This window comes from Lentibacillus populi (genome assembly GCA_014642895.1).
In the GTDB taxonomy this organism is placed as follows: Bacteria; Bacillota; Bacilli; order Bacillales; family Amphibacillaceae; genus Lentibacillus_C; species Lentibacillus_C populi.
The window spans coordinates 14,334-27,951 of the sequence record BMJD01000022.1 but is presented as its reverse complement, the minus strand read 5'-3'; the positions used below and the strand labels follow the sequence as shown (position 1 = coordinate 27,951).

17 protein-coding genes are annotated in these 13,618 nt (G+C 34.4%); 9 read left to right on the top strand and 8 right to left on the bottom strand.

Annotated elements, in window-relative coordinates; translation table 11 throughout:
* Position 1: 1 nt before the first annotated feature.
* The 3 genes from IEX12_RS13475 to IEX12_RS13465 all read right to left on the bottom strand — a co-directional run bounded on the left by IEX12_RS13475 (position 2) and on the right by IEX12_RS13465 (position 1,381).
* Positions 2-187, bottom strand: a complete 186-nt coding sequence (locus tag IEX12_RS13475; protein ID WP_188725354.1) for a DUF3173 domain-containing protein — start codon at positions 185-187, stop codon at positions 2-4.
* A gap of 539 nt (positions 188-726) precedes the next feature.
* Entirely contained in the window at positions 727-954 is a 228-nt protein-coding gene (locus tag IEX12_RS13470) for a helix-turn-helix domain-containing protein (protein ID WP_286171149.1), read from the bottom strand.
* Positions 947-1,381 (bottom strand): sigma-70 family RNA polymerase sigma factor, encoded by a 435-nt coding sequence (locus IEX12_RS13465; protein WP_188725352.1) that lies wholly within the window; start codon positions 1,379-1,381, stop codon positions 947-949. Before IEX12_RS13465 ends, IEX12_RS13470 begins: the two co-directional genes overlap by 8 nt.
* A gap of 286 nt (positions 1,382-1,667) precedes the next feature.
* On the opposite strand from IEX12_RS13465, the gene IEX12_RS13460 reads away from it, so the two are divergent.
* Positions 1,668-2,824 (top strand): IS3 family transposase gene (locus IEX12_RS13460; protein ID WP_286171147.1). Its coding sequence is split into 2 segments (ribosomal slippage): positions 1,668-1,926 and positions 1,926-2,824, totalling 1,158 coding nucleotides; the frame shifts between segments, so codons are not numbered across the junction.
* 167 nt (positions 2,825-2,991) lie between these two features.
* On the opposite strand, the gene IEX12_RS13455 is transcribed toward IEX12_RS13460, so the two are convergent.
* From IEX12_RS13455 to IEX12_RS13445, 3 genes are read right to left on the bottom strand one after another with little or no spacing between them, the layout of a single operon-like run.
* On the bottom strand, positions 2,992-4,104 hold the full coding sequence (locus IEX12_RS13455) for an ABC transporter permease (protein ID WP_188725351.1): 1,113 nt from the start codon (positions 4,102-4,104) through the stop codon (positions 2,992-2,994).
* A gap of 29 nt (positions 4,105-4,133) precedes the next feature.
* Complete coding sequence (locus IEX12_RS13450; protein ID WP_188725350.1) at positions 4,134-5,303, bottom strand: ABC transporter permease; 1,170 nt, start codon at positions 5,301-5,303, stop codon at positions 4,134-4,136.
* A 12-nt stretch (positions 5,304-5,315) separates the two neighbouring features.
* A complete protein-coding gene (locus tag IEX12_RS13445) occupies positions 5,316-6,401 on the bottom strand; it encodes an ABC transporter ATP-binding protein (protein ID WP_188725349.1) in 1,086 nt (361 codons plus the stop codon).
* Positions 6,402-6,459: 58 nt separating this feature from the next.
* Here IEX12_RS13445 and IEX12_RS13440 point away from each other — a divergent pair, with 58 nt between their 5' ends.
* The 4 genes from IEX12_RS13440 to IEX12_RS13425 all read left to right on the top strand — a co-directional run bounded on the left by IEX12_RS13440 (position 6,460) and on the right by IEX12_RS13425 (position 9,090).
* Positions 6,460-7,053: a TetR-like C-terminal domain-containing protein gene (locus IEX12_RS13440; protein WP_188725348.1), complete on the top strand. Its 594-nt coding sequence runs from the start codon at positions 6,460-6,462 to the stop codon at positions 7,051-7,053.
* 143 nt (positions 7,054-7,196) lie between these two features.
* On the top strand, positions 7,197-7,571 hold the full coding sequence (locus tag IEX12_RS13435; protein ID WP_371871318.1) for a Gfo/Idh/MocA family protein: 375 nt from the start codon (positions 7,197-7,199) through the stop codon (positions 7,569-7,571).
* A gap of 471 nt (positions 7,572-8,042) precedes the next feature.
* Complete coding sequence (locus IEX12_RS13430; RefSeq protein ID WP_188725379.1) at positions 8,043-8,876, top strand: alpha/beta fold hydrolase; 834 nt, start codon at positions 8,043-8,045, stop codon at positions 8,874-8,876.
* Between the two features lie 70 nt (positions 8,877-8,946).
* Positions 8,947-9,090 carry a hypothetical protein gene (locus IEX12_RS13425; protein WP_188725347.1) on the top strand — a complete coding sequence of 48 codons (144 nt, stop codon included), beginning with the start codon at positions 8,947-8,949 and terminating at the stop codon, positions 9,088-9,090.
* Positions 9,091-9,187: 97 nt separating this feature from the next.
* Here the strand turns inward: IEX12_RS13425 and IEX12_RS23860 are convergent, their stop codons facing one another.
* Together IEX12_RS23860 and IEX12_RS13415 are read right to left on the bottom strand one after the other, a co-directional pair.
* Entirely contained in the window at positions 9,188-9,418 is a 231-nt protein-coding gene (locus tag IEX12_RS23860) for a conjugal transfer protein (protein WP_286171146.1), read from the bottom strand.
* Positions 9,419-9,594: 176 nt separating this feature from the next.
* Positions 9,595-10,884: an MFS transporter gene (locus IEX12_RS13415; protein ID WP_188725346.1), complete on the bottom strand. Its 1,290-nt coding sequence runs from the start codon at positions 10,882-10,884 to the stop codon at positions 9,595-9,597.
* A 101-nt stretch (positions 10,885-10,985) separates the two neighbouring features.
* Here IEX12_RS13415 and IEX12_RS13410 point away from each other — a divergent pair, with 101 nt between their 5' ends.
* The 4 genes from IEX12_RS13410 to IEX12_RS13395 all read left to right on the top strand — a co-directional run bounded on the left by IEX12_RS13410 (position 10,986) and on the right by IEX12_RS13395 (position 13,581).
* Positions 10,986-11,540: a CGNR zinc finger domain-containing protein gene (locus IEX12_RS13410; RefSeq protein ID WP_188725345.1), complete on the top strand. Its 555-nt coding sequence runs from the start codon at positions 10,986-10,988 to the stop codon at positions 11,538-11,540.
* Between the two features lie 2 nt (positions 11,541-11,542).
* Positions 11,543-12,007 (top strand): DinB family protein, encoded by a 465-nt coding sequence (locus tag IEX12_RS13405; RefSeq protein ID WP_188725344.1) that lies wholly within the window; start codon positions 11,543-11,545, stop codon positions 12,005-12,007.
* A gap of 21 nt (positions 12,008-12,028) precedes the next feature.
* Entirely contained in the window at positions 12,029-12,895 is an 867-nt protein-coding gene (locus IEX12_RS13400) for a DNA-3-methyladenine glycosylase family protein (RefSeq protein ID WP_188725343.1), read from the top strand.
* Between the two features lie 158 nt (positions 12,896-13,053).
* The gene (locus IEX12_RS13395; RefSeq protein WP_188725342.1) at positions 13,054-13,581 is read left to right on the top strand and encodes a GNAT family N-acetyltransferase; all 528 of its coding nucleotides are present in this window, start codon (positions 13,054-13,056) and stop codon (positions 13,579-13,581) included.
* The last annotated feature ends 37 nt before the right edge of the window (positions 13,582-13,618 follow it).

The window sequence follows — 13,618 nt, the reverse complement described above, 5'->3', positions numbered from 1 at the left end:
ATCACTCTTCTAAAGTTATACCTAATACTTCCTCGACAGCTTCTTTTGGAACACGATCTAATTTCTTAGATTGATAATATGTGTGTCCTTTTGATATCATAAGTTTTTTACATTCTTTAATGATATCAGCTGAAAAAGAAGGTCCATAACCTAGTGCTACCAAGTCTTTTTTAGTAACAGTTACCATATAAGCTCCTTTCTATAGACTAGGATATGCTATTTGATATCTTGTCTATAATTATAACGCGTCTTTATTAGCAATCCAATGCAATTGCATAAATTTACTTCTTGCACTAAAATGAAGAGCCTTTTATAATGTGGAAAAATACATATCAAGAAACAACCATTCACAAGTCTACCTAACTATTTAAAATCGTAAAAATCAGATGGCTGCTGGTTACAGCTCCACGGGAATTTCACCCCTGCAAGTATTTCTTCCAGCCCTACTCATAGCTTGCGACGCTTTAAACGCTCGAACTGTGACTGTAGGGGAGTATCATTATCCTAACTGATGAGTTATCGCCAGTAATCTACCACAATTACGTTAGATTCATTGGTTATCGCTCGTTTCTATGGAAAGTCATGGCGCAAGAATCAGGTAGCTCGTCATCAGCAGAACGTGTCTGATTTTTTGTTATACTGCACGGCATTATCTTCCGAGCTTTCTTTATCAAAGAGCAATTCCATTTTAAAATTCAATCATCAACTTTCTGCATGAGAATGATGTTAATGAAACTTAAACTTGATAACTGCTTTGATTAATTTCAGTTCTATCCTTCGCTTCCATTCATCATCCACAATCAGAGCAGTGTTTCCATTCTCATCTACTATTTTTCTTTTTGCTAGAGAAATAATGTAGCCTTTGTAATGGTTCACAACTTTATCCATAGCTTGTGAATCTCCCTGCACCGCCATTAAGATTACTGAATAAGGAAGTAAAGGATAGTCATTCATTTTCATGCTCCTTTAAATAGTTTTTAATCTTCTCTAATGCCTTCTTCTTGTGGTAATAAACGGTTCCTCTAGCTATTTCTAATTCTTTAGCAATATCGGTATCACTCATATCTAAGAAATAAAAAGATAGGATAATGAGTTGATCTCGTTCGGATAAAGATTGAATAGCATTCGCAATCAAAAAATCTTCTACTGGTACAACATAATCATTCAAGTGAAAATAATAGACCTCAACAGTATAGATGTCACACATACTTAGTTCATTCAGTTTTTCTTGACTTAACGCAGATAATACAATCAATCTCTTATTCTGTATCTGTGTTTCACTATAAATATTTCTCGCTTCATTTTTTAAAACGGATTTACAATAGGAATCAAATTGACGTTGCTGTTTTACTTGTTGCTGCATAGGTTCGTTTGTTACCATCTTTATCACCTCCTTTCTGCCTGAAAAGGTTCTTGTCCCTTTGCGCGACTAGAACAAAATAAAAGGGCATTTTGCTGAAAGAAATAATAAAAAATACAAAAAAGATCAAAAAACCTTGAAAGTTATTTGATCTAGACAAAAATATGAAGTTAAAATTACCAAGAATAAAGCAACGGCTATTTTTAACCGTTGCTCTTTCCGTTTATATATGATGTTAGTCTAATAATTGGACATTACCAAATGGGGATTTTTATACTAAATATAATAATCTCTAGGAGTGTCTAAGATGGCAAAACGGTATGATAAAGAATTTAAAATATATGCAGTTAAGTTGGTAGTGGAAGATGGCAGGAAAGCAGCCGAAGTGGCAAGAGAGTTAGACTTAGTCCCACAGACGCTACAAAAATGGATAGCTAAGTATAAGGAAAACGAAGAGGATAGCTTTGTAGGAAGCGGTAATCGCAGTCCCAAAGATCAAGCTGGGTATGAAAAAGATAAACGAATTCGTGATTTGGAAGAGGAGGTAGCTATTTTAAAAAAGGCTATGGGCATCTTCGCAAAAAACCAGAGATAATCTATGCATTTATCCAAGAACACCGCCACGAATTTCGTGTAGAGAAGATGTGCCAAGTATTAGGTGTTTCCAAGAGTGGCTATTATGAGTGGAGAGATCGTCCTGTCAGCGACCGATCCCAACGCAAACAAAAACTGACGGCCCAAATAAAACGTGTATTTATAGAATCAAAAAAAAGGTATGGAAGCCCTAAAATCACGCGGGTTTTACGCAGTGAAGGGGTACCTGTTTCTCAAAAAACAGTGTCTCGTATCATGAAGGAAAATGGCTTACGTTCGAAAACGGTGAAGAAATATAAGGCGACAACGAACTCGAAGCATTCGCACCCTGTTTATCCGAATCTACTAAACCAAGATTTCCGGGCAGATAAACCAGGACAAGTATGGGTGAGTGATATCACGTACATTTGGACCAAAGAAGGATGGGTCTATTTAGCAACGGTCATGGATTTGTTTTCCAGACGGATTATTGGTTGGGCAATGAGTCATCGAATGACAAAAGAATTAACACTCACAGCTTTAAGACGAGCGATTAATCAGCAAAAGCCACAAGAAGGGTTGATTCATCATTCAGATAGAGGCAGTCAATATGCAGCTAAGGAGTATCAAGAGCTTTTAAGAAAACATCATGTCACCACAAGCATGAGTAGGAAAGGTAACTGTTATGATAATGCATGTATCGAATCGTTTCATAGTGTGATCAAGAAAGAATTAATCTTTCATGAAGATTATCAAACCAGGGAAGAAGCAAAACAAAGTATCTTCTCTTACATCATGACGTTTTATAATTACAAGCGAATTCACTCAACTATTGGATATATGTCACCAATAGCGTATGAAAAAATGTATCTACGTAAGATAGCATCATAGAAGAACGTAATTAGCCTCTGTGTTAAAGGAAGGGGCGGACTTTCCCCTTCCTTTAACACAGAGGGGAGCAAGCGGAGCGCGGTAGGAATTTAAAAAAATTCACCATTTCTAGTGTCCAATTTCTTGACATAGATCCAATATTAAGCAAAAAATAAATTGGTTTTGTATTACTGACCTCCACTGCTTTTTGCCATTAGTTCTCTTTTATAAACGACTGGGAGAAATGCAATAAAAATACAAGCAACTACGATCAAAATTGCATATTGGCTAACATCTAATCCACTACTAAAATCATGCATTACTGGGTTAAACCATTCAAAAATATAGGAAAAACCCCATACGTCAGAAAATGATCTAGCGATTGGCGGTAAGCCGGCAACACTAGAATATCCGCCAGCACCAAAGAAAGTTGCCATGAATGTCACAATAATGATAGGTTGAATTACTCGATACCTCTTTAACAAATGAGCAATAATAATACCCAAGATAGAGCAAGCAATTAAAGCTGGTATAATTCCTATAAAAATCGTCCATAGATTTTGAGGTTCCAGTCGGAATACAAGCATTCCTACAATCATGGTAGAAATGGATGCAGCAAACGCCATTAATGTGGATGTCAGGATGGTTCCCACTCCCCCATAGATATTATTTAATGGCGTAAGCGATATTTCTTTCTGTGTTCGGTTCTCTAAATCAAAGGCAAATAAATTTGCAGCAGTAATAGTAGCGGTGAACATAAGTGCTAGTAAGACACTACTACCAGCAATAAAGGACTCACGCCACACATCATTTTCTTTCTCTGTAATAAGTTCTGGTGCGGCGATAAGTTCATTATTATTTTCAAGCTGGTTTAAAACCGTCTGTTCCAAACGTAACCGAACATTTTTCATCATATCCGTATTAATATTAAAAGTTTCCGTAAAAACCGTTTGCGATTCTTGAAAGTTATCAGGAATCCGAATAAGCATTTGTAACCTGCCATTTTTAACAGCAGTACTAGCTTCTTCGTGCTCCATTTCCATAATAGAAAAATAAGGCGTAATATTAGAATGTACCGTTTCTAAATGCTCAATAAATGCTTGTGATTCTACACTGTCTGATTCATTGACAAGTCCGACTGGCCAATCATCACCGCCTGCCCCCATGATAAGTGCTGTTAGAATCATGACAACAACAGGCATTAAGAAAGGGGCGACAAGGAATTGTTTTTGACGCAATAATAATTTGATATTCCTTCTATTAACAGCAGCAATCGCATGATATCCTGTTTTCCAATTCACATCTATCTCTCCTTCCTCTGTTCTATCTTTCACTGTCCACCAGAAGTAAACAAATTATTTTTTAATTTAACAATAGAAGCCCAACTAAATAACAGAATCGTCGCTGGAATAGTAATGATACTGATATAAAAGCTTGTTGCAGTTGTTAATGGATTTGTAGTATATGATAGTAAGTTATTTTTACCAGTCACAAAGATAACCCGCATGGTATCTGTAATATAGGACATGGGTAGATAGCTAGCGATTCTCCAAATCAGTTCAATTGGTCCACCATAAGCAAAACCTCGAATGGATGACTCATTTCCACTTAATAAGTAAAGTGAAATACCAAGCACAGCAGATAATGTGATAACAGGTAAAGATTTTTTAATCGTTACTGCGGTAAATGCTCCTAGAGAAGCACCTATTAGAAATAGAATAAAGAGCCAGCCAATAATGGCAAAAGATACATCGGTAATTGGGAAGTTTAACGTAAATGACATTAAAATCATAACGAAAATCGTCGTAACGGTTGTCAATAGTAAAGCTGTAGCAGCCTTTGCTACTAGCAATGGCACAAACCCATTAGGTGACAAAGAAATTTCTTTGCTTGTCCGCTCTTCCCATTCTCTGGTTAGTAAAGTGCCTGTGTTAACCATTCCAGAATAAATCACTGCGAACATTAATAAACCAATCGAAACATAAAATTTCATCGAAATATCCTTTTCAAATGTTGAATACTCTTCGGTTATACCAATATTACTAGCACTGTCTCTGCTTTCTTGAAATTGATATAATGCATGAGACAAACGAAGTTGGAAGTTTTTTGTCCCATCTGAATTCATGTTGTTCACATATAGCTTAACCTTTGCTTCCTCACCTTGTTCTAATTGCTGATCAAAATTCTCAGGTATCTCAACGAGAGCAGGGACTTCTCCATTTTGATACATCTGAAAAGCTTCATCTGGGTTAAGTGACCTTATTTCGTAGTAAGGGCCATCCTCGATTGCCATTTCTTCCATGATTGTCGTTAATTCCTTACTGGCAGTGTCATCAGAATGTTGCGCAATAACAACTGGATTTGTTGTAGACAATTGCGAAATAAGAGAATAAAGGAAGATAAAAACAATGGGAACAATAATACTCAAAATAAGCATAGAGGGATTTCTAAAAGATATTTTTAAGTCTTTCTTCATCATTCCTTTGATAGCTTGAAACATGGTATACACCTCCTAATTTCTTAATTCCCGTCCAGTGAAATGCAGGAAAACATCATTCAATGTAGGTTCATTCATTTCAAAACGGTTGAGTTTATCATTTAAAAAATGGATGTGATCCATTAGCTTGAAAAACTCTTTCCTGTCTTCTAACTGAATTTCTATATCTGTTTCTTTATGTTTTAACTTATAGATATTTTCAAGTACATTCACAGCCTCTTGAGCCGCTGCTTGATCATGAAAGCTAAGTGAAACAGTATTTTTATCAATTTTATCTTTCAAGCTTTTTGGTGTTCCAGCAATGATTTCCTTGCCATGATCTATTATTAAAATATGATCGGCAAGAGCTTCTGCTTCTTCCATATAATTAGTTGTCAGAAAAACAGTTTTTCCTTCCTTGGCAAAGTTTCTAACTTGATTCCAAATCGCATTTCTGGATTGGACATCTACTCCTAATGTCGGTTCGTCAAGCAGCAATATATCTGGGGAGGTCAATAATGCTCTCCCAAGTGCTAATCTGCGCTGCATTCCCCCGGAATATGTCCCCACACGATCATTTTTCCTTTTTTCTAAACCAACCAAATCTAAAGCATGTTGCACCCTGGAATGCCAATCTTTTTTATGAATTCCATAATATTGGGCATGAAACATTAAATTTTCTTGAGCGGTTAAGTCATTGTAAAGTGCTGTTTCTTGAGGGACAACAGCCAGCAGATTGCGTACTTTTTTCATATCTTTGACTGGGTCTAAGTTCATGACACTGATTTTCCCATCTGTTGGTCTGTTTAGTCCATTAATCATGTTAATAGTAGTGGTTTTACCCGATCCATTAGGCCCTAATAGCGCAAAGACCATTCCAGAATCCACTTCAAAGTTCAAGTCTTTTAAAGCAAAAAACTTCTCTCCTTTCTTTTTATTGTACGCTTTGTTTAAATTTTGAATGGAAATAGTTTTCATTAAAGTTCCCTCCTGATTAAAAGGATAATGTCTTATAAAACTGAAGTAATTATTTTCAAAACAACATGTTGTTGCTTTTATTGTAATTGAGGTATAATAAGACCACAACCGAATATTTTTGATGATTTGTTGGTTAAGAAACATAAAGGTTAAAAATGTTGATAAACAGATAAATAAACAACAAAAAGGGAGGAAATGTTTGATGAAAAAAACAAATGACTTACGTATAATTAAGACAAAACAACTTTTAAAAGAATCCTTATTATCTCTTCTTAAAGAAATAGAATTTGAAGAGATAACGATAAAAAAATTAACAGAACGAGCACAAATTAATCGATCGACGTTTTATGCACATTTTTATGATAAGTTTGATTTATTGGAGAAAACAATCCATGATGAATTAGTCTCTTTTGTGAAAGAAGTAGCACCAAAAAATGAGGAAGAATTGACGTTAACGGAAATTCCTAATCCTTTTTATTTAAGAGCAACACAATATATTTATCAGCATGGAGAATTCTTTAAGTTAATGATGGGGGAGAAAGGAATTCCTTCTTTTCAACAACGGTTTTTAAAAATAATAGAAAAACATATGACAGAGCACCTGAAAAAATTTCACCCTGATCCAGAGAAAATGGAAATTCCCAAAGAACTGTTTATCTATTATGTTGCTCACGGTTATGTAGGGGTTATTTCTTATTGGTTAGAAAGTGGGATGCAATACTCTCCAGAATATATGGCAGAAAAACTTTCCTATCTGACGATAAAAGGTCCTTTTTCTGTTGCAGGATTAAAATGATTCAATCTTCTCTGTCTGACGAGAGTTCTCTCTTTTTCTACTTGGGGTTTATGTCAAGAAATTAGACACAAGAAATGGTGACTTTTTGATATATTGAGTATCATATTTCTAGTCCTCGATATCAATATCTGCAAAATAATAAATTGGGCTGGTCAGGTGACAAAAGGAAATTTGGAGGAATGCTTGGAGCATTAGGAACACACATGGTTGATTGTCTGATGTGGTTGGTGAAGGATGAAATGGAAGATTACAGTGGTTTTGTACATACACACGTTCCGCAAACGGGATTGAAACAAAGGGATGCAGATGATGCGTTTTTTATACAAGGTAAAATGAGGGATAACTCTACTTTTTCCGTTCAATTAATATCAGGAGTTAATCACGCATTTGGGTCTAATTTAAGGATTTTTGGGAGTTCAGGAACAATAACGTTAACTGACGATAAAGAGCTTTTTTTTGGAAAATCAAAAGAAAAGTTAAATAAAATAAATGTGTCCAATCCAGAAATAACTTCTTAACAGCTGGCAGCAGAGGCAAGGGCTTACTATCCAGCTTTTTATCCTTTTTTAGAAAAGTTGTATGAATATATATCGGTTGATAAATTGGATGAAAACTTACCGACAATAAAGGACGGACACAAAAATCAAGTGATTATAGACAAAGTTCTAGGTAATTAAAAGTTACAGTTTTGTTCTTTAAAGAAAGAGGTAGTGAGAAATAACTTCATAAAAAAAGTATAGTAATCGCATTTCATATCAACCTTTAGCGTTTTAAAAGACTATTATATATGAGCAAGATATAAAAACAAAAAATTACGATTTTGGAGGTTTTTTCATGCAAAATGCAATTATAACAGGTGGCGCAACTGGAATTGCTGATGAAACTTGAAACTTCTTCGTTTTGAAAAGGTTTTCCTGGCAGGAGGTTTATTGTAGAATAAATGCAGGGTTTGTTTTTAAACCAAATTAGAGATGTGAGGAATGAATGATATGTGGGAGCAAGGATTTATAGAAACAGAAAGAGGGATTTTCGAGTATTTTACTGCTGGTCAAGGTGAACCGTTAGCTGTTGCGCATTTGTATATGGCGTTCGATAAGCGTGGAAGCTTATCAGCTAATCCTTTTGCCAAGCATTACAAGGTTTACTTAATTAATACGCGAGGAGCAGGCCATTCTGTCAACGCTGAAAATGAAAATCAACTTAGCATGAAGGAAATTATAAAAGATTTAGAAGTTATAAGAACAGCACTAAATATTAAAAAATGGGCGTTTGCCGGACATTCAACTGGTGGAATGCTGGCATTACAATATGCATTAGAAGCACCAAGCTCTTTAACAAAAATAACTGCTGGCTGTACGGCAGCTAGTAAAGAATACGCTGAACACAAAAGTTGCATCTATTGTTCAGAAAATAAGCATTTCTCTAGAATGATTGAAATTATGGAGTTATTGAACAACCCAGATACAGTGCAGGAAGAACGTCAAAAATTAGGGTATGAATGGGCATTGATGTCTTATTATTCGGAGGATAAATTAATAGAAGCAAAGAAACGTCCGAATAGTGGCCACACAGTTGGAAAAAATCTTGATTATTTCAGAAAAGTAGAAGTGAAAAATTATGATATTCGAAGCCAATTAAAAAATATAAAGCTGCCGACTTACATATACGCAGGCAGATATGATGCGCAATGTCCTGTTGAATTTGGTATTGAAATTGCTGAACTTATTACTCATTCAAATTTAACTATTTTTGAAAAATCAAATCATAACCCCTTTATTGAGGAAGAAGAGAAGTTTAGTGAGTTTGTAGAGATGACTTTGTAATGAGTGGTGTACATACAATGAATTATCAAATTAAATTTTCTTCATTCAAATAAAAATTGGGAGTATATTTATGTTTATTGTGTACATGATGAGAATCATTATGAACTATCTTCCAATTTTCACCGAACTTACACAACTAAAAGAAGCCATTTTATTGATTATTGGCATGATCAATAATGACGTTCAGTTTTTAGCAAGGAGATTCATTAAATAATTATATCTATCAAATTCTTTTATAAAGACCGAAAATTAAATCTACTGGACAAGAATACATTTTCAATAATATTAAATAAAAAGTATTTCCTGAAAGTTTACAGTCTCCTTTTCACATAATAAGCAAATTCTTGTTCCGTTGCAGTAGGATAAGAAGCAAAGAAGGTTTCAAGAAATACAGTGACTTCCTCAACTATTTCAGATTCCACCGTTCCGTTACTATCCACTTGTTTTGGTGTGAAATCAGACTTTTCGGGATGGCTCCATAATGTGGAATTAGCATGTATTCTAGTACGGGAGTGTAAACTAAACTGTGTCGGAGAGTACACGGCTTGAGGTTTAGCTTACACTCCCAAAAATCCCCACTGTTCAAAATTCAATAAACAAGTTCTAATACTTTTCATATTCTCTATTACAAAAATAGGTGCTTCTTCTATTAATTTTACATTTTTATTCATCATTAAGAAAAGTTTTTTAGATCAATAACTTCATACATTTTATACAATCACTTGGAAGATGTTACTTTTTCGAAAGACTCTTTATTTTTTAATTCTTCTTCTTTCAAAGTTTCTACACTAGGTACAGGTGAAAATAGAACCCACAGAACTGCTACAATAGATCCTAACCCACCTACCACAAGTGTTAGTCTCAAACCAATAATGGTACCGAGAGCACCACCTAACAATGCTCCCAATGGAGCCACTCCAGTAACCAAAAAACGATAACTAGCATTCATTTTCCCTAACATACGATCAGGAGTTACCGTTTGGCGCATACTAATGACATGAATATTAGAAATCACAACTCCCATTCCACCGAAAAAGAACGAAATAATTAAAATAGGTGCTGAAATGTAAATAGGACCTGTAGCTATAGGAATTAATAAAGGTGAACTACAAGCAATAACCATTGTCCAAAGAATCGTTCTACCTATTTTAAACCGTTGAGCTAAATAATTTGCAATCAGCGAACCAATAATAGCACCAATACTAGAGGTAGCCATAATGACTCCAAGTAAAGTAGGTCCTATTTCTAATTCTCGAGTAATGTATAAAATTACAACTGCCCAAGTTATTTGATTAAAAAAGTTATACGTAGCAGCTTCGCCTGAAATTGCACGTATGTATTTATTTGATAGCACAAACTGTAATCCCTTTTTTATATCTGTAAATATTGGTGTCACTTTTTGATGTTTTATAGGAGCAGTTTCTTTTGAACGAATAAAAATTAAAAAAAACGCAGATATAAAAAGTGTAACTGAATGAATCAGCATTGCAAAAGGTGCAGCTATTAAGCTGACTAATCCTCCCCCAATTCCTGGACCACTTATTTGTGCAACTGAACGACTCATTTCAAGCTTACTATTAGCTTCAACAAGAGAATCCCTAGTTACTAAGGAAGGTAAAAAGGATTGATAAGAAACATCAAATAAAACGGTTAGAGTACCAATAAAGAAAGCAATTATATATAAGCCTTCTATTTGTAAAATTCCAAAATAATAACTCAAAGGTATAGATAGATAAAGACACCCCCGAAGTAAATTAGCGATAATCATTAAAGGTTTCCTTCTTACACGATCAATCCAAACACCAGCGAATAGTGTTACAAGTAGAAATGGAGCAAATTGTGCAGCATTTAATAACCCCATCTGCATTGGTGTAGCTGATAATGTTATTGCTGCAACTAATGGAAATACAAACGCAGCAATTGTAGAGCCAAACATAGCCAGTGTTTCACCTGTCCAAAACTTCATAAAATCTGCGTGTTTCCATAACTCACCCATCTTTTTTTTCATAAATTAAATCCCCTCTTTTTAGTAATGGTTAATTTGTGTTTTAAACATTACATGATATAATAAAAAAAAGCAACACAAAAAATAAAGAAGGAGAAAACAATTTGGCTAATGATATGATTTGCTTAGATATTATTAATACGATGTGGTATGACTATCGCGGAACAGGAAAGTCCGAAGATCGATTAACAAACCCTAAATGGATAGAATATTTTATGAAGGATTGGAATCTAACTCATTTATCTTACCCTTCCGATGAAACAATTAAGGAACTGCAGAATTTACGCCAACTAATGAGGGATATTCTTCAAAAAACAACTCAGAATCAATTACCTTCAACCGATGAATTAATGAAATTAAATATTTTTATGGATAAAGCAAAACGGAGTCCCGTATTAATCAAGAAAGAAGATCATTTTGAATTAGAATTGGTGTCTGATAAACAGAGTTGGAGCACTTTCATCTCTGAAATTGCTCTTTCCTTTTCTGAGTTGTTTACAAAAAATGAATATAAGCGTGTGAAATTTTGCAAGAATGAAGATTGTCGTTGGGTCTTTCATGACAATACAAAGAATGGCCGTAAACACTGGTGCAGTAGTGATACATGCGGAAACTTATCCAGAGTACGAAAGCATAGAGATACTCTCAAGGAGGACTAGCATTGAATACTAAAGAGTTATTATTATCACAGTTAAATGCAGTTCATAACAAGAGCGGTTGGTTTGTCTCGTTGACACAAGCATTAAAAGAAGTAACTGTTGACGAAGCAATGTGGAAAAATCACCCAAACGCAAATACAATATGGGGAATCGTAAATCATTTACTTTACTATAATCAAGCCTATTTAAGTCGTTTTAAAGGTACTAGAGGAACTCGTTATAAAATTGACACAAATGCACAGTCTTTTAATAACCTGGAAGGGTATTCATGGGAGAAAACCTTATTTTTGATTAATCAAGTTATGCAGGAATGGAAACAGGTTATTGAAGATTCCACATATAATCACATCAATGAAAGAGCGGAGGACCTCACCCATCTAACGATTCATAACGCTTACCATATTGGGCAAATTGTAGATATTCGAAAACAACAAGGAACTTGGAAGTCAGAACTTGGTGTAGATTAATTTGAAAGGCTGGTATATATCATGATCATTCCTTTACATGAATCGTTTAATTTCAAAGCTGCTATAACTGATTATGGCTGGTGGATGTTGTCTCCAAATTATTGGAATAACGAAAACCATATATTTTATCGCCCTGTACAGTTAAGTAATGGTAAAAATATATTATTGTGTATTTCAAAAAATAATAATCATTTAATTATCGAAACGGATACAAATATTTCTTTAGAACATAACGATGTGAAGGAGATTAAAGAACAAGTGTCGTGGATGTTTAGATTGCAAGATACCTTTGAACCGTTCTATACTCTGTGTTACGATTATGGGGAGCTTTTACATATTCCTACAAAAAGAAAGGGAAGACTTTTGCGTTCACCAACGTTTTTTGAAGATGTAGTAAAAGTAATATTAACAACAAATACGAGATGGAAGCAGACTATGAATATGGTGAGTAATCTTGTGAATGGATTGGGTGAATCAGTAAAAACCATTCATCAGCATGAATTCAAAACCTTTCCCACACCAGAGCGCGTGTTAGAAGCAGGGGAAGCTTATCTAAAAGAACATGTACGAGTGGGTTATCGAAGTACATATATTATTGATGTAGCCACAAAAGCTTTAGATTCTGATTTTGACCTTGAATCTTATAAATTTTGGAAAAGTGATATTACAAAATTAAGTGATATTAATGGTATTGGTCCTTATGCATTTAATACGCTGGCAATGATACTTGGAAAATATGATTTGCTACCTGTTGATTCAGAATATAAAGCGCATGTTATCGAAAAATATTTTAATGGAGAGAAACCTAGTAAGCAAGAACTTGAAAGTGTATACGATAAATGGGGAGATTATAAATTCCTTGCATATTGGTATGATATATATTCTTAAATGGGAGTTCCTGCATTTAGAAGGACTATAATGAATTATAATTGGTGTTACAGTTGTAATTCAATATTTTTATTCAATAAAACTCTCAAACTCTATTCATCTAGCAGTGTATGTTTTTGAACTAGTTAGTACAAATTATAAAGAAATGAGGAGAAAAAATGTTTCCAATATTAGAAACAGATAGGTTGATTTTAAGAGAAATATCTAAAGATGATGCTGAGGGCATATTTGCTTGTTTTTCTAATGAAAATGTAACGAAATATTATGGACAAGAAACATTAAAAAGTATAGAACAAGCAGAAGCATTTGTTGATTTCTTTGCAAACAGTTACAAGGAGAAAAAAGGAATACGCTGGGGAATTGAAAGGAAAGGAAAGCAAGGAATCATTGGAACGATTGGTTTTAACGCTTGGTCACCTAAACATAAACGGGCAGAAATCGGATATGAAATCCATCCCGAATACTGGAGAAAGGGTTATACATCTGAGGCAGTATTAAAGGTATTACAATATGGTTTTGATGACTTGGGCCTTACTCGTATAGGAGCGGTCGTTTTTAAAGACAATGAGGCATCTACAAATTTGCTCTACAAAGTTGGATTTCAAAAAGAAGGTATTTTAAGGGATTATATGTACCAAAATGGTAAGGCATATGATACATATGTTTATGCGTTACTTAAAAAATAGATAACGATCCCTTATTAATTATAAATAAGTTTTCAGA